The organism is Acetobacterium sp. KB-1, assembly GCF_003260995.1.
GTDB lineage: Bacteria > Bacillota > Clostridia > Eubacteriales > Eubacteriaceae > Acetobacterium > Acetobacterium carbinolicum.
The window spans coordinates 2272501-2289538 of sequence record NZ_CP030040.1 but is presented as its reverse complement, the minus strand read 5'-3'; the positions used below and the strand labels follow the sequence as shown (position 1 = coordinate 2289538).

The 17038-nt window shown below is 41.7% G+C and carries 13 protein-coding genes, 1 pseudogene, 2 riboswitches and 1 other annotated feature (1 of these 17 cut by a window edge); of the genes and pseudogenes, 12 read left to right on the top strand and 2 right to left on the bottom strand.

Annotated features, from left to right (window positions below; genetic code table 11):
• Nucleotides 1–177: 177 nt before the first annotated feature.
• Entirely contained in the window at nucleotides 178–768 is a 591-nt protein-coding gene (locus DOZ58_RS10600; protein WP_111888254.1) for a hypothetical protein, read from the bottom strand.
• Nucleotides 765–1601, bottom strand: coding sequence for an ATP-binding cassette domain-containing protein (locus tag DOZ58_RS10595; RefSeq protein ID WP_162624497.1), 837 nt, complete (start codon nucleotides 1599–1601; stop codon nucleotides 765–767). Before DOZ58_RS10595 ends, DOZ58_RS10600 begins: the two co-directional genes overlap by 4 nt.
• Nucleotides 1602–1789: 188 nt before the next feature.
• Nucleotides 1790–2059 (top strand) — a binding site (T-box leader).
• Between the two features lie 75 nt (nucleotides 2060–2134).
• On the opposite strand from DOZ58_RS10595, the gene DOZ58_RS10590 reads away from it, so the two are divergent.
• The 12 genes and pseudogenes from DOZ58_RS10590 to DOZ58_RS10535 form a co-directional block, all read left to right on the top strand.
• Nucleotides 2135–3433, top strand: a complete 1299-nt coding sequence (locus DOZ58_RS10590) for a phenylacetate--CoA ligase family protein (RefSeq protein WP_111888252.1) — start codon at nucleotides 2135–2137, stop codon at nucleotides 3431–3433.
• A gap of 11 nt (nucleotides 3434–3444) precedes the next feature.
• Nucleotides 3445–3882, top strand: a complete 438-nt coding sequence (locus tag DOZ58_RS10585; RefSeq protein WP_111888251.1) for an amino acid-binding protein — start codon at nucleotides 3445–3447, stop codon at nucleotides 3880–3882.
• A gap of 128 nt (nucleotides 3883–4010) precedes the next feature.
• Complete coding sequence (locus tag DOZ58_RS10580; protein ID WP_111888250.1) at nucleotides 4011–4658, top strand: TetR/AcrR family transcriptional regulator; 648 nt, start codon at nucleotides 4011–4013, stop codon at nucleotides 4656–4658.
• A 168-nt stretch (nucleotides 4659–4826) separates the two neighbouring features.
• Nucleotides 4827–5519 carry a response regulator transcription factor gene (locus DOZ58_RS10575; protein WP_111888249.1) on the top strand — a complete coding sequence of 231 codons (693 nt, stop codon included), beginning with the start codon at nucleotides 4827–4829 and terminating at the stop codon, nucleotides 5517–5519.
• On the top strand, nucleotides 5488–7596 hold the full coding sequence (locus DOZ58_RS10570) for a sensor histidine kinase KdpD (RefSeq protein ID WP_111888248.1): 2109 nt from the start codon (nucleotides 5488–5490) through the stop codon (nucleotides 7594–7596). Before DOZ58_RS10575 ends, DOZ58_RS10570 begins: the two co-directional genes overlap by 32 nt.
• A 139-nt stretch (nucleotides 7597–7735) precedes the next feature.
• Entirely contained in the window at nucleotides 7736–8560 is an 825-nt protein-coding gene (locus tag DOZ58_RS10565; RefSeq protein WP_371414167.1) for a DeoR/GlpR family DNA-binding transcription regulator, read from the top strand.
• Nucleotides 8557–9471: a 1-phosphofructokinase gene (pfkB, locus tag DOZ58_RS10560; RefSeq protein ID WP_111888246.1), complete on the top strand. Its 915-nt coding sequence runs from the start codon at nucleotides 8557–8559 to the stop codon at nucleotides 9469–9471. Before DOZ58_RS10565 ends, pfkB begins: the two co-directional genes overlap by 4 nt.
• Before the next feature lie 16 nt (nucleotides 9472–9487).
• A pseudogene (locus DOZ58_RS10555) lies at nucleotides 9488–11414 on the top strand (fructose-specific PTS transporter subunit EIIC).
• Nucleotides 11415–11611: 197 nt separating this feature from the next.
• Nucleotides 11612–13048 (top strand): YDG domain-containing protein, encoded by a 1437-nt coding sequence (locus DOZ58_RS10550; RefSeq protein ID WP_111888245.1) that lies wholly within the window; start codon nucleotides 11612–11614, stop codon nucleotides 13046–13048.
• Nucleotides 13049–13215: 167 nt separating this feature from the next.
• Nucleotides 13216–14760 (top strand): hypothetical protein, encoded by a 1545-nt coding sequence (locus tag DOZ58_RS10545; protein ID WP_111888244.1) that lies wholly within the window; start codon nucleotides 13216–13218, stop codon nucleotides 14758–14760.
• A 212-nt stretch (nucleotides 14761–14972) separates the two neighbouring features.
• A riboswitch (M-box (ykoK) riboswitch) is annotated at nucleotides 14973–15136 on the top strand.
• 237 nt (nucleotides 15137–15373) lie between these two features.
• Nucleotides 15374–16303 carry a magnesium transporter CorA family protein gene (locus DOZ58_RS10540; protein WP_111888243.1) on the top strand — a complete coding sequence of 310 codons (930 nt, stop codon included), beginning with the start codon at nucleotides 15374–15376 and terminating at the stop codon, nucleotides 16301–16303.
• Between the two features lie 65 nt (nucleotides 16304–16368).
• Nucleotides 16369–16497: riboswitch (FMN riboswitch) on the top strand.
• Nucleotides 16498–16580: 83 nt separating this feature from the next.
• Nucleotides 16581–17038: the 5' portion of an ECF transporter S component gene (locus DOZ58_RS10535; RefSeq protein ID WP_111888242.1), read on the top strand. Its footprint extends 112 nt past the window's final position; 458 of the gene's 570 nt are visible here — the first part of the coding sequence; its start codon is at nucleotides 16581–16583; its stop codon lies off the right edge, out of view.

Sequence of the window (17038 nt, the reverse complement as noted above, 5' to 3'; positions counted from 1 at the left end):
TTCAGAATTTGTTTAGCAACAGCGCGTTTTGAGATACCAGGGGTCTAGAATTTAGCGCGTTTTAAAAGTTCGATTTGACCAATTATTAAAACGAACCCATAAATGATGGTTAGGGCAACGGGTAATGCCATGGCCGGGAGGCTGAAAAACTCCAGGCCGGTAAATGCGGCGAGGATATCAAAAACAGGCGGGAAAACCCAGGCGATCAAGCGGGGGGGTTTGGGGAAAATAATCGGCCAGGGCGCCCTTTGATATCCCCATGACAGCAACAAAGAACAACAGCAGCACGGCCATTTTTCGGTTTCGGATAATTCGGGGATGAAAAAATGAACCGGTCATGGCCCCTAAAAAGGCCATTAAACAATGAAGGGAAAGTCCGATCGCTACATCTTCAAACTGTAAATTGCGGGTAAATAAGTGATTGTTGTTGATAACATTTAAAACCAGCGGATACAAGATGCCAATGATACTCATAACAACGCCAATAATCAGCAGCATGGTCAGTCGGCTCAGGTAATAAAGAGTGTCGTTATTGATCCTTAGCAAAACTAGCTGTTCGGTAATCGGATTTTCAAGTTCAGCGTAGCTGAAACCGACATAGGCCATGATAAAGAAAAGAACACCGGCCGATTCGGAAAAACTGGAAACAATGGAAAAGGGCATGATCCCGTAAGCGGTAAATAAATAGATCAGGTAGATTAAAAAGGGGAGCAGTAATTTATAGGATTTGAGATAGGTTTTAAAGTGATAAACTAACAAATTCTTCATTGGCTTATCCCTTCCATGGTTCGCAGTTTAAACTTTTGTTTTAACAGCTCCTTTAAAACAACGTCACTCTGATCCCTTGAAACAATCAGTTTTAGACGGTTATGATCCCATTCTGCCTGCTCAATTAAAGTCTGTAGCGCTGGATCAATCGCTGATTTGGCCAGTGCTTCAAAAATCATCAGATCATATTTTATTTCCTTTAAGCCGGATAAATCCATTGGTATTAACTGATGATCTAATAGTTCGTAGGCGGAGTGAGCCAGTTGTTTAACGAGAAAACGCTCATGACAGGACATGATCGTTGCCACACCTTGTTGATGCAGCTTTTGAACCATGCGGATAAATAATTTTTGCGATTGGATATCCTGACCGGATAATGGTTCATCCAGCAGTAAGACGTCGGGGGGTGTAAGCAAAGCCTGGATAACGGCGACCTTCTGGATTGTGCCTTTGGAAAGATGTTTGATCGGAACAGCGCCCATGTCTTCCATCTGAAAGGCCTGAAATAACTCTGTCATGCGGGTGGTGACTTGTTTAGGTGCTAAACCGCCGATCAAACCCGTTGAATTAATAAATTCTTCGGGAGTTAAATCAATTTTGGGAAAATTCTCCGGGATGTAAGCTATTTTAAGTTGTGGCGCAGAGTCACGGGAGCCGGAAGAAATTATTGATAGACCACCGATTAGTTTGAGCAGGGTGCTTTTACCACTGCCATTGGGGCCCATTAAAGCGAGGGCGGATTTTTTTGTGATCGTCAGATTAATATTGTTTAGGATTAATTTTTTTCCGAAATATTTAGAAATTGAGTGAAGTGAGATAAGAATCGTGTCCATAGTAACCTCCTGGTCAATCATCAAGATTTACCTGCTGAAAAATTTAGCCACTCTAATCCTATCATATGTTTTTAGCAATATCCATACGTTTCGGCTAGTTCCTGGGGTTTTAAATAAGACCGTTGAGTCGGCTGGTCTAAAAAAATCTTGACATTATTTTGCGGTTAGTAATATAATAATTCAAATGATTAAAAACTGTGAATGAGGAAAGTAATTTCCGTTGGCGTCTTCAGAGAGTTGGTAAGGCTGGAAGCCAATGGCAATGACGGGAGTGAAGTTCCCTCAGGAGTTGATTGGCTGAATGGGTGTGAATAATCTATTTGCAGACTTATTAGGCAGATCCGGTGTTGCTCGCCGTTAGCAAGAGTAAGAACGGGATGGTTAGAAGTCCTGTTCTACAAAGGTGGATTAGTAACTAATCAAATTAGGTGGTACCGCGAGTCAGACTCGTCCTTTTCAATAAGGACGGGTCTTTTTATTTGCATGGCAATAGAATTAGAAAGAAAATTAAAAAGAAAATTTTGGAGGAAAAGATGTACTGGAATAAGAGCTACGAATGCATGCCAAGAGAAAATTTACAGGAACTGCAATTGGAACGATTAAAGAAAATGGTCAATCGGATCTATCATGATGTTCCCTTTTACCGTAACAAATTTCAGGAAAACGGGTTAATGCCAGAAGATATAAAATCACTGGATGATCTTCAAAAACTTCCCTTTACAACCAAGGTTGATTTACGGGATAATTACCCCTATGGCCTTTTTACCGTACCACTGGAACAGATTGTTCGCATCCATGCCTCGTCCGGCACCACCGGTAAACCGACGGTAGTGGGATATACCAGAAATGATATATCGATGTGGTCGGAACTGATGGCTCGCTGCCTGGTCGCAGCCGGTGCCGGTCCTCATTCAGTGATTCAGAATGCCTATGGTTATGGGTTATTTACCGGTGGTTTGGGGGTGCATTATGGAGCGGAACGACTGGGTGCATCAATTATTCCGATCTCTGGCGGAAATACGGCAAAACAGATTATGATTATGCAAGATTTTGGCTCAACCATATTGACATGCACCCCATCTTATGCTATTTATTTAGCAGAGGTGTTGGCGGAGTCGGGAATTGATCCGGCCAGCCTGAAGATTCGGGCTGGTATTTTTGGAGCCGAACCCTGGTCAGAAAACATCCGCAAAGAAATTGAGAAAAAACTAAAAATTAGAGCCTTTGATATTTATGGTTTATCGGAAATTATGGGGCCGGGGGTTGCCATTGAATGCGAAGCTCAGGATGGTCTTCATGTCTGGGAAGATCACTTTATTCCGGAAATTATTGATCCTGTAACATTAGCGGTGCTGCCTTATGGTGAACAGGGCGAACTGGTGATCACCACCATTACCAAAGAGGGGATTCCGATTCTGCGTTACCGCACCCGGGATATTACCACCATCAAACCGGAGCCCTGTGCCTGTGGACGAACCCACTTGCGCATCAGTCGACTCCAGGGACGCTCCGATGATATGCTAATTATCCGTGGCGTCAATGTCTTTCCGACCCAGATTGAAAGCGTGTTATTAGAAATTGGTGAAGTGGAACCCCATTATCAATTGGTCGTCAGACGAGACGGCTCCTTGGATACCTTAGAAATTAAAGTAGAGCTCAGTGAAGCCTTGTTCTCGGATCGAATCAGCAATCTGGAGAATCTGGAAAAACGGATCAGAGAACGGATTTTGTCAACCATTGGCATTAGCGCCAAGGTAGCGCTGGTAGAACCCAAGAGCCTTCCCCGAAGCGAAGGAAAAAGCCAACGGGTTGTCGATTTAAGAAAGATTTAGGAGAAGAAAAAATGATACGACAAGTTTCCATTTTCATCGAGAACCATGAAGGCCGACTCAATCATATCCTCAAAATTCTGGCCGATAATAAGATCAATATTCGGTCACTAAATATTGCTGATGCTACCGACTTTGGGATTGTGCGACTGATTTTGCAAGAAACCGAAAAAGGAATTGAGGTGCTTAAAAAAAATGATATTATCACCACGGTTACACCGGTTTTAGCGGCTGAGATTTCTGATGATCCCGGCGGATTAAGTACCCTGGTGGATGCTCTGACTCAGGCAAAAATAAATATTATCTATGCCTACTCCTTCCTGCCGAAAAAAACCGACAATGCTATTATTATCATTCGGGTTGAAGATGAGGTCAAACAAAAAGCGATAAAAACCCTGGAGAAGGTGAAAGAGGTGAATCTTTTGGATCGGGAAACCTTATTACTGAAATAATTGATCGATTTAGGGTAAATTAGAAACTTTTGGCTATTTTACTATTGACATTCCGCAAAACTTTTCGTAAGATCAAAGGTATGAATTAAATGTAACTAATAAAATGATTTATACAGGAAAGGCAAACCATGGCAACGTCAAGAAAAGGAATCCAAACAAAGAGCAATATCATCACAACAGCAAAGGTTTTATTCTACGAGAACGGTTATAATAAAACCGGTATCCAGGACATTGCGGATCACGCTGATGTCAAGCTGGGAACCATTACTTATTATTATAAAAAGAAAGACGATATGATTACCGATATCTACAATGTTTTCTTTTTGGCATTGTACGATTATGTCTCATCGGTATCTGAGAATCTTAATCTTTATACCAAGTATTGTTATTCCCTGGTGCTGTATTATGAAGCGATCTTAAACGATGAACATAATAAAACCCTTTATTATGAGGTGCTGGTTAAAAATGTGAATCCCCACGGACGAACCAATATTACCAATACCCTCAATCGGTCCTGTCTGGATTTTCTCAACAAGAACTATATTGAGGCCGATCTGGAAGTGATTGCCCGTTCAGAATACGGGGCTCGAAAAGAGCTTTTTATCGATTTTTATGAAAAGAACATCAAGTTTACCAGCCGGGCAATGATTTATTTCTTTATCCGAAATTTATTCAGACTGATGAATCTGGATGGCGAAATGATCGAAAATACGATTCAGCAGGGCTTTGAATTCTCAAATAAAAACAAACCAGAAGATATTAAATTTTTAATCTAGGACGATTTTAAGGGCAGCAATCCAATGGATGCTGTCTTTTTTTGTGATTGGGAGTCGGAGAACAAAGGGTTTGATTGTAAGAATTTCTTAAGGAAATTCGGCGTTGTTTTGACAGAAGTTTGTGTTAAAGTTAAACCAGAATGAAACAGAAAGGCGGAAGCTAAGATAATGAGTATTTTAATATGTGATGATGAAAAAGAAATCGTTGAAGCCCTGGAACTTTATTTAAAAAATGAAGGGTATACGATTTTAAAAGCTTATACAGGAAAAGAAGCCATCGCTCTGGTAGAAAAAGAGGAGGTCCAATTGATCATTATGGATGTGATGATGCCAGAAATGGATGGCCTTCGGGCCACGATGAAAATAAGAGAGACAAAAAATATCCCAATCATCTTTCTATCAGCAAAAACCGAAGATAATGACAAAATTATGGGTTTAACCATGGGTGGTGATGATTATATTAGCAAACCCTTTAATCCCATGGAGGTCATCGCCCGGGTTAAGTCGCAACTAAGACGCTACAACACCCTGGGCGGATGTCCGGAAAAAGTGGGTACCTATTGTACGGGTGGCCTGGTTCTGGAAGATGACTATAAGCGTTTGACGGTGGATGGCGAAGAGGTGAAATTGACGCCGGTAGAGTACAAGATCATGCTTTTTTTGATGTCAGAGAAAGGAAAGGTTTTTTCCATTGACCAAATTTATGAGAACGTCTGGGAAGAACCGGCTTATAATTCGGACAACACCGTGGCCGTCCATATTCGGCGGATTCGCGAAAAGATTGAAATTAACCCAAAAGAACCGAAATATTTAAAGGTGGTGTGGGGCATTGGCTACAAAATTGAAAACTATCGGGACTAATCAGAAATTTAAAATTACCTGTTCAATTTTGGCGGTGGTCTTTATAACCCTCAGTTTTGCGGCTTTATTTGAAGCCTACTGGTTTAATTGGGATTATACGGCGAATACGAACAATTATCTGGAGAGTGACGAGCTGGGGAATAAGGTGCTGACCGCCTATGATCGGATCGATCGGGTTTATAATTTCTACCAAAGTGAAGAAAATATTCGTGCCGGAAACGCGATTGACACGACCGCGTTAGAGGATTATAAATGGGCTTTATTAGCAGAACAGGATATTTACTATCCGGAAAATATGGGTGTCTCAACCGAACAGCAGATGCTGGATGATCCGGTTTTCTGGGAACCCTACGCGGACAAGCTGGAGGCGAAAAAAAAGCAGCTGATTAATGAGAGTCTCTATCGGTATGAACGATTAAAAAAAGAACTGGAACAAACCCTGGGATTATCCTATGTTATTGAGCGGCAGGGTGTTAAAAACAGTCAACCCAAAGACGTCGCCCAGGATGACCTGCTTAATCGACGGGTAAATTTCACCTATAATAAGGGGGCGGTTTCGTCCAGCCTGCCTAATCTGGATCAGTATGAAAGCTTAGACTATGCCGCTCAACCAGATTTTATTGTAACCATCGGATTTGATGATGCCTATATCGCTCAACGAGAAGTCGGGTATCAGGCCGAACGGTTACAATTTATCTGGCTGATAAGCATTTTTGTATTGTTTTTTATTCTGGCGGCCATTTGTGCGCTGCTAGCTTGTATTTCAGCCGGGCAAAAAAAAGAAGTGGTCGGGATTCACCTTTTACCAATCGACGCATTCTGGATTGATGCTCATTTTTTATTGTTGCTGGGTGTGGAAACCCTGGTCATTGCAGCGATTGTATTTTTCTATGATCAAAATTTCCCCAGGGCGGTTATGATCATGCTCTTTGCCGTAGGTGCCGCTTTAGGACTAAACTTTTTATTGTCGCTGGTGCGAATTTTAAAAGATGGCAGTTTTTGGCAACGGTTATTATTACTCAAACTGACTAAACAAATATGGAAATTTATAAAAAACCAATTCAAGAAAATAACCCTCTATTACAATGATGTTATGAAAGGATCCCCGACTGTGAAACGATTTATGTTTTGGGCTATTCTGCTGGTGGTTCTGGCTCTGTCCGTACAGGTGCCAATTCTTGGCATTTGCTCGTTTATCTGCATTATTTACCTGCTTTATCTGGGTGGTAAAAAAGCGAAGAAGTATGACGGCATTCTGGATGGACTGGAACGAATCAAAAATGGCGAGGTTGACTACAAACTGACTGGCTTTGAGGGTGCGTTAGGAGAATTGGCCGAAGGGATTAATGCCATTGGCGATGGCATTTCCCTGGCCGTATCCGAAGAGGTAAAGAGCCAACGGTTAAAAACCGAGTTGCTGACCAATGTATCCCACGATATTAGAACCCCGCTGACATCGATTATCACATCCATTGATCTGTTAAAAAATGGAAAGCTGGATTCAGAGGAAAATCAGAAATATTTAGATATCCTGGAAAATAAGGCTCACCGCCTGAAAGTGCTGACCGATGATTTATTTGAAGCGGCGAAAGCTTCATCGGGGAATGTCGAAGTTGAGTTTCAGGCCGTCGATATGGAAATGCTGATGACCCAGGGGTTGGGTGAGATGGAAGAAGAACTGTCAAAGTCACAGCTTGAGTTTATTACCCAATATCCCAAGGATCTTTTTGTTGTCACGGCAGATGGTCGTCTGATCTGGCGGGTCATCGAAAACCTGCTTTTTAATATTTTGAAATATGCTCAAAAAGAATCTCGGGTATACATTGAGTTTTCAAAATGTGACGAAAATAAAACGGGCACGGTTGTTTTTAAAAATGTCTCAGCCCAACCCTTAAATATTTCACCAGAAGAACTGATGGAACGATTTAAGCGCGGTGATGAAACCAGAAACAGTGAAGGCAGTGGTTTAGGGCTGGCCATTGCCAAGGACTTAATGACAATCCAGCAGGGTGAACTGAAACTGGAAATTGATGGCGATCTTTTTAAAGCTGCGATCATTTTACCGCTGGCCGAATAAATAAGTGAATATGGAAACATTTAGGAGATAGAAGAAAAAATTCTATCTCCTTTTGATTTGCAAAGAAAAAGTGGGTAATAAATCAGTAAACAATTAAATCAAGTAAAAAAGAGGTGCAATTGCGCGTTTTTGATTATAAATGACTAAATGTGAAATAAAATGGTTGACGATGACTGGGAATGGTGGTATTATACTGAAAAGAGGTGAGGAAATGATTGTTGAAGAACGGTTGGCAAAAATACTTCAAATGGTTGAAGAAAAAAGAGTGGTGACGGTATTGGAATTGTCTGAATCCCTTGATATTTCTGAATCAACCATTCGTAGGGATCTCACAACGCTGGACAAAAATAAAAAACTGCGAAAGGTTCATGGTGGGGCGGCAGCCATTAACGGACGTTTTGCGGCCACTGAGTTCGACGTTGTGCTCAGAGAGGATCATCATCGGACCGAGAAGCAGGTGATTGGACAATTCAGTGCGGGATTGATTGAGAAAGATGATTTTGTCTACATTGATGCCGGAACGACAACCGAGGCCATGGTTGATTCCATCAATGAAACGAGTGCTGTTTATGTGACTAATGGTATGGTTATTGCATCAAAACTGAGTAAAAGGGGCTGTCGGACAATTATTATCGGCGGTGAAATCAAACCCATCACTGATGCAGTAGTGGGAAGTGAGGCATTAAGTTGTCTGCGCAAGTATAATTTTTCAAAAGGCTTTTTTGGTACCAATGGGATTGATGTGAAAGCGGGCTTTAGTACTCCGGACCCGACTGAAGCACAGGTTAAGCGGGAAGCTTTCAGTCGTTGTAAGACGGCCTACGTTCTGGCGGATCCCACTAAATTCAATTTGACTGCACCGGTGAGTTTTGGGGCCTTGGATCAAGGCGAGATCATTACTACAAAGCTGGAAAATGGTCATTATAAAAAGTATACCAAAATTTGGGAGGTGGATGAGACATGATTTTTACCGTAACCTTTAATCCGTCTTTGGATTATGTGGTCGGGCTTTCATCTTTTCGAGAAGGTGAAGTTAATCGCAGTGAATGGGAGCATATTTACCCGGGGGGCAAAGGGATCAACGTATCCATGGTTCTTAAAAATCTGGATATCCGAAATATTGCCCTGGGTTTTGTGGGCGGCTTTACGGGAAAGGAAATCGAACGGCGTATCAAAGACTTTGGTTGTTACACCGATTTTGTTAAATTAAAATCGGGCAATTCGCGAATTAACGTTAAAATAAAAGCTGGTAAAGAAAGTGAAATCAATGGACAAGGGCCTGGTATTGGCAAAAAAGAACTGAGTCAGCTATTTAAAAAGCTCGAATTTATTGAAACCGGAGATATGCTGGTTTTAGCTGGAAGTATTCCGGCGGCATTACCTGAGGATACCTATGAAAATATTATGAGGTTGCTGGAAAATCGCGGCGTAAAAATTGTCGTGGATGCTACCGGCGAGCTATTGTTAAGGGTTGTTAAGTATCAGCCTTTTCTGATAAAGCCGAATAACCATGAGTTGGGGGACATGTTCGGTGTCACCTTGACGAGTCGGGATGACATCATTACTTATGGCAAACGATTGCAGGAAATGGGCGCCAAAAATGTGTTGGTATCGATGGCTGGAGAAGGCGCGCTTCTCGTTGCTGAAGATGAAAGTATTCATGAAATGAAACCACCGGAAGGCGTGGTTAAAAATTCAGTTGGAGCAGGAGATTCGATGGTCGCGGGATTTATTGCTGGCTATCTTAAAAATCAGGATCTACGTGAGGCTTTTGTGATGGGGGTTGCAACGGGAAGTGCATCTGCCTTTTCAGAAACATTGGCAACCAGAGAAGAGGTTCTGAAGTTGTTGAACAAGATCGAAGAAAACAAATGATAAGGAGGAATAAAAAATGCGGATTATTGATTTATTAAATGAAAAGGGCATTGATCTCGCTGGAAAACCAGCATCCAAGGAAGAAACGATTGAACAATTAGTGGGGTTGATGGCTAAAAGCGGAAAGATTGCAGATAAAGCGGTTTTTAAAAAAGCGGTAATGGTCCGGGAAGCAGAAGGAACGACTGGAATTGGAGAAGGGGTTGCCATTCCTCATGGGAAATCCGCGGTGGTCAAAGACGCTGGGCTGGCAGCTATGGTTATTAAAGAAGGAACTGACTTTGAGGCTTTAGACGGAGAGCCGGCCTATCTTTTCTTTTTGATTGCGGCGCCGGAAGCAGCAAATAATCTCCATCTGGAAGTGTTAAGTCGGTTGTCCACTATTTTGATGGATGAAGAATTTCGTAAGAAGCTCATCGCCTCAAGTGATAAGCAAACGTTTTTAAAGCTCATTGATCAAAAGGAACAGGAAAAATTCGGGGTTGAGAAGACGCCAGAAACGCAGGAAACAGACAGAAAGTATCAACTTCTGGCAGTCACCGCTTGTCCGACGGGGATCGCCCATACGTACATGGCAGCAGAAAGTCTGGAAAGCAAGGCCAAACAAATGGGGGTTACCATTAAGGTGGAAACCAATGGTTCTGGCGGGGTCAAAAATTTATTGACAGCTGAAGAAATTAAAGCAGCCGACTGCATTATTATTGCCGCTGACACTAATGTGGAAATGGGCCGTTTTAATGGGAAACAAGTTATTCAAACAAATGTAGCCCAGGGAATTCACAAACCCAAAGAACTAATAGAAGAAGCTCTGGCGGGAAAGGCAGCAGTGTATTCTGGGGGTGCCCAGACAAGCGAAGAACCCGCTGGTTCTGGGAAAAATGAAAGTGTTGGTCGTAAGGTTTATAAAGACTTAATGAACGGCATCTCTCACATGTTGCCCTTTGTTATCGGTGGTGGGATTCTGATCGCTCTGGCATTTTTGTTTGACGACTACAGCATTGACCCGGCAAATTTTGGAAGTAATACCCCCATTGCGGCCTTTTTGAAACAGGTGGGCGATACGGCCTTTGCATTTATGTTACCGGTCTTGGCGGGTTATATTGCCATGAGCATTGGGGATCGACCGGCTTTAGCCGTTGGTTTTGTTGGTGGTATGCTGGCTAACACCGGCGGCGCAGGTTTTCTTGGGGCATTGTTTGCTGGTTTTGCCGCGGGCTATCTGGTAGTGGGTCTGAAAAAAGTCTTTGCAAAATTGCCGGCCAGCCTGGAGGGTATTAAACCGATATTGATTTACCCCTTCTTTGGTATCTTGCTGATTGGCGCCTTAATGGTCATTGTCATTAATCCCCCGGTTGCAGCACTCAATGCGGCTTTAAGTGCCGGTTTGAACAGCATGGGGACATCCAGTAAGGTCATTCTTGGTATTGTTCTGGGTGGTATGATGGCAGTGGATATGGGCGGGCCGGTCAATAAGGCAGCCTATACATTTGGTCTGGCGTCACTGGCCACTGGTCAGTTTGATATTATGGCGGCGGTGATGGGGTGATGGGGTGATGGTCGGCGGGATGGTGCCGCCTCTGGGTATTGCCCTGGCAACCACCATCTTTAAAAGTCGCTTCACTAAAAAAGAACGGGAAGCCGGGATTGCCAATTATGTAATGGGGCTTTCTTTTATTACTGAGGGAGCAATTCCCTTTGCCTCAGAAGACCCGCTACGGGTTATTCCTTCCTGTATTGTTGGTTCAGCCCTGGCTGGTGGATTATCGATGTTTTTTGGTTGTACATTACTGGCTCCGCACGGTGGCATTTTCGTATTCCCGCTGGTAGGCAATCCATTTGGTTACGTGATCGCCCTGGCGGCCGGTTCAGTCGCCAGCATGTTGATGCTCGGAATTTTGAAAAAACCAAAAAGCAGTGAGGTTGATGAATTAGAGATTATATAAAAATCGTCACCCTAAAAACCCACCTGAATCAGGTGGGTTTTTAGATGTCATTTTTATGTAATGATTGTAAAGAAATAATCACAAAGTAAATTATAAACGAACAATGGTCTGGTTTCATTGTATACAGAGCTATAAATCGGTATAATTGAACAGAACGTCAGGGTATTGTGATAATTTGTATAAAAAGGAAGTAATCAATGAAAAAGACCAACAGTATCAGGCTGTTTTTATGCTTAGTCTTGACGATCGTTTTGAATGCGACCTGCTTTTATATAAGCGTCCTGGCAGAAAATCAAACTGAACAGGGATCGCTACGTCCGGTTATTCTCTTCTCATCTGATATCGTCTACAATGGAGGACCGCAGGTTTTGGCCACAGTAAATCCCGTTGCCGAGGGACCAGATCTTGATTCGGAACTGATCGAGATCACTTATAAAGGGATTCAGGCAAATGGAGAAATCTATCCCTTGTCAACCAATCCGCCTTCGGAGGTGGGAACCTATCAGGTGTTTGCAGTCTATCGGGGTGACGAAGCCTATGCGAAGATTGAAGATAAAAAAGAAATTAAAATAACGCCGATTGAACTCAAAACATCAGAATTCATTACAGAAAAGCCAATTACTAAAATTTATGATGGTAACATCATAGTTCCTGAGATTGCCTTAAAGGGATTGGGAAACCGGGGTGTTATCGCTGCGGATATCGATAAGGTTGCATTTGACTATGCATCGGCCAGTTTTTTATTTAAGGATGTGAAACCGACAAATTCAAATTTAGTCGTTCTGAAAGAGGTCACGATTTCAGGCGACAAGGGAAATAACTATCTCATTGTCGACGAAATAACAGAGACCAAACCATTGGTGAGCATCAACGTATCATTAGTGGCCAGTATTTTGCCCAAGCCGGTAGAGGTTCTCCTTGCCGGTCAGAATAAGGTTTATGATGGAACCCCAAACCTCAATGAGTATCAACTATCTGTCAATAAAACAGATCTGATTAAGGGCGAAGAATTAGGTGTTTTTGGAGCGGCAGATTTTTATCCTTATTATGGAGAAATTAATACTCGGCAAAAAGATGTGGGAAAATATTATGTATGGGCGTCAGGTGGCTTCTATTTGTATGGCATCGATGGGACCAAGACAGAAAATTATATAATCAACAACCAAACCATCATTTCCAAGGAAAAATATAGCATTACCCCGGCCGCAATAACGGTTATCCCTGGCTATGTTTCGAAAATTCAGGGCGAAGCAGACCCGGCATTAACTTACACTGTCTGGCAGGAGGATTCAGGAGATGGTTTTAATAAAGGATTATATGCTGATGACGTGATGTTCGGATCTTTAGAACGTGAAGCAGGAGAAGCGGTAGGGACCTATGATGTTTTTTTAGGGAGTTTGGATAATCCGAATTATCACCTTAAATTAGCTGATGGAGCGAATAAATTTGAAATTATAAAAAAAGAAGATAAGGTGGCTGTGTATGGCGGAAATGAGTACAGCGATGGCGGCAGCGGAGCCGCTGAGAAGGAAGAGGCGTTGCCGATCCCTTACATGGGCATTGCTTTGTTGCTGTTGTTATTGATTGCGGGAGCCATCTTCTTTGGGAAAAATCGTTTGACCAAAATGGACTAGTTTGAAATAAAAGATCTGTCAATAAAGATAGATCTTTTTTAGTATCATAAAGGGGAGGGAGACGATGTAGAGACAAGTTAAGAAAAACGTTTACAACGGTTTGGATTAATAGATCATAGGATGCTAGTGGTTATAGCAAAAATGGATCAGATGGAAAGGGAAAGAAAATGAATAATGAAAAATTAACTGGACGGATGTGGCAAACAGGATTGATTGCAGCATTGATTTTAATGCTGCTACCGATGGGAATTTGGGCAGAAGCAGATAATCAACTGGCAACGACGGTATCGATCGCCAGTTCACCAGCCTCGGTGACATTCAACACATCAGCAGACGAACTGGATAAGGCGGTCTATAATGCCATGAACATCGTAGTGGTGGATAGCGACGATAATAAAATTGATTTCACTAAGGACGATATTGTTCTCGACTACAATCGACAGGTTGGCACGCAAAAGATAAACGTTACCTATATCGGCGACGAAAAATATGAGACCAGTATGGCAACTGGAAACATTATTATCAATGAGGTTCCTAAGAAAGATACCCGACTGGTATTGAAAGTCAATCCGCCAGCGGTAGGTTATTCCGCTGATGCTGCGACATTAGATAAAGCGGTATATGACGATCTGGTGATTCAAGTGGTCGATGGTGATTCCAACAAGATTGAATTTTCACCGAGTGATATTACCCTGACCTTTAATCATGCGGTGGGAACGCAAAATGTTGTTGTCGCTTATAAGGGGAATTCCCAATACAATCCGAGTCAGGTTAATGCTTCAGTTCAGATTATCGGAAAGCAGGATACCAGAGTATCCATTGCTGCGAAGCCGCCAGCAGTAGCCTATACCAGTGATTCAGCAAAACTTGATTTGGCTGTTTATCAGGCATTGAGTATTGTGGTTGTTGATGCGGGAAGTAACAAAATAAATTTTACCGCAGCTGATATTGAGATGAGTTATAACCGAGCCCCCGGGAAACAGGATGTTACCGTAAAATACAAAGGAAATGATCAGTATTCGCCAAGTATGGCGACTGTCGATATAGAAATCACTGGCCAGGTCGATCCTCCGGCACCAGCTAAAGAAAATACAACCATCAATCTGGCAAAACCGCCGATTACAGTGGACTATACCAGTGACGCTGGCAAATTGGATGCTGCGGTTTATCAAGTGCTTGGAATTCAGGTGGTTGACAGCAAAAATAATGCCGTTAATTTTACAACAACGGATATTGAGCTGAGTTACAATCGCGTTGCGGGCGATCAACCGGTGACGGTAAAATATAAAGGAACCGACAAATATAACACAAGCAAGGCAACGGAAACGGTTATTATTGCAGAAAAAAAAGATAGCGCATTGGTTATTGCGGCAAATCCACCAAGTGTTGAATATGATCGTGATACAAAAAAAATGAACGACGCAGTGTATCAAGACCTTGCCATTGCAGTTGTGGATGAAAATAATAATGAAGTTAAATTTAACCGAGATGACATTGAGTTAAGTTATAAAAACGAAGTAGGTGAACAGGAAGTTATTGTCAAATATAAAGGTAACAATTATTTTAAAAGTGCTGTTGCAACAGTACGGGTAAATATAGTAGAATCAAATCCGGCTGATTCATGGATGGTTGCTGGAATTATTGGTGCCATTGTTGTTGTACTCGGCATTATTGGGGTTGTCATTTATCGAAAAAAACATAATGCTTCTTAATTAATCAGATTGGCAACAAAGAGAATAAGGATCTGTCTCAGACGGATCCTTATTAAAATATGTCAGATATAAAGCTGCTTTGTGTTTGTTGGGATAACCGTTAGGGGTCATCGCTAACAAGGTCGTAATTTACGGCATGTTAACTTAAAAATGATTGACAACAATGAGACAAAAAGATATAGTTATGGGTATAAATAGATAAAAGAACAATATGTTTCTTTTGTTAGGTGAGGCTCCTATACAGATATGGCTGCTGCCCGGAAACATCGAAAGATGCCAATGGGTCAACAGGTACTATCGACTTAAGGTTTTACTTAATGCAGTTGGGCGATGCCCTATGCTGTATAGTGCCAAAACTCAACGAATAGAGGAATCATTATTTTTGCTATGCAAAAATCTCCTCTGTTAAAGTGGAGATTTTTTTATTTATTTAGACGCCAAAGAGCCAGAAGCAAAGTAGCAAATGGTCTTTCTTTGGTGTGAATTAAAAAAAAAGGAGTGAGATAAGATGGACGCAGACCCTGGAGAGAAGCGTATTGAACAAAATGACCAAAAACTGAGCGCCCGGAATATCTTAGGGATCATGGGCTGCTCTTAATAAAGGAGGAAAGCAATGATCAAAATCTATAAAACCATTGAAGGCAAGATTCAAGAAGTTGAGTCCATTGAAAAGAACAGTTGGATCAACATGGTTAATCCAACTGAGGAAGAATTACATTTTATTACCAGAGAACTAGAAGTAGAATCTGATTTTCTCAGAGCGGCACTGGATGAAGAAGAAATTTCCCGAGTAGAGCTAGAGGATAATAATCAGGCCCTTATTACCATTGATGTTCCGGTTATTGAAAAGGATACGAAGATGGTTCTTTATACGACGATTCCAGTTGGAATTATCCAAACCGAAGAGAATATTATTACGGTATGTTTGAGAGAAAACACCCTTATTGATGATTTTGCAAAAGGTCGGGTTAAAAATGTCCACACAAATCTAAGAACCCGTTTTATCTTTCAGATTCTTTATCGGGTTGCCAGCAGATTTTTAATCTATCTGAGACATATCAATCGCATGAGTACCGACATTGAGCGACAACTTCATATTTCCCTGAAAAACAAAGAACTCATTCAGTTGCTTGATTTAGAAAAAAGTTTGGTATTCTTTTCAACATCCCTAAAAGCGAACCAGGGTGTGTTAGAAAAACTGCAACGAGGGCGTATTATTAAGCTCTATGAAGAAGATAAGGAATTGTTGGAAGACGTGCTCATTGAAGTGCAGCAGGCCATTGAGATGTCAAATATTTATGCCAATATTCTTAGCGGAACGATGGACGCATTTGCATCAATTATTTCAAATAACTTAAATATTGTGATGAAGATACTAACGTCATTGACCATTCTTATGGCCATACCGACAATGATTGCCAGTTTTTATGGGATGAACGTAGAAGGTTTGCCAGTTCCCAATTTTTGGACGATCATTCTGATTTCTGTTGCGTGTACTGGGGTTGCTGCCTTTGTTTTATTTAAGAAAAAGATGTTTAGTTAGAGTTGGCTAAAAATTATCATTGACAAAGAAATTCAACCGGGTATATAATAAATTTATAAATAAATAGTCTGTTTCAGGGCGAGGTGTAAGTCCTCACCGGTGGTGATGTGCGAAAGCAATAAGTCCACGAGCCGAAAGGCCGATCTGGTTGGAATCCAGAACCGACGGTATAGTCCGGATGAAAGAAATGGCGTACAAATTTTGCACGCAAAGCCCTTGAAAAGAAATTTTCAAGGGCTTTTAATTTACTGAACAGACAATTGAAGGAGGATTTTTTATGAAAATCAAGACAAAACAACTGACTCAGATGGCGGTATTGGCGGCAATGTCGATACTATTGGTTTCTTTAATCCGTTTTCCAATATTCCCGGCGGCCCCATTCCTGGAGTACGATCCAGCAGACATTCCCCTTCTTATTGGAACATTTATGTTTGGCCCATTAGGGGGATTGATATTAACTGCCGTGGTTAGTGTATTGCAAGGTGTAACAGTAAGTTCGTCTAGCGGTATTATTGGAATTTTAATGCATCTCTTTGCAACCGGCTCCTTTGTGATTGTTGCCGGGAATGTTTACAAAAGAAACAAAACCAGAAAAGGTGCGATAACAGGGCTTGCCCTTGGGACAGTAACAATGACAGCAACCATGGCATTATGGAATATTGCTATTACCCCTTTCTTTTTGGGAATACCGATAGAAGCTGTTCTTCCAATGATCATTCCGATTATTATTCCTTT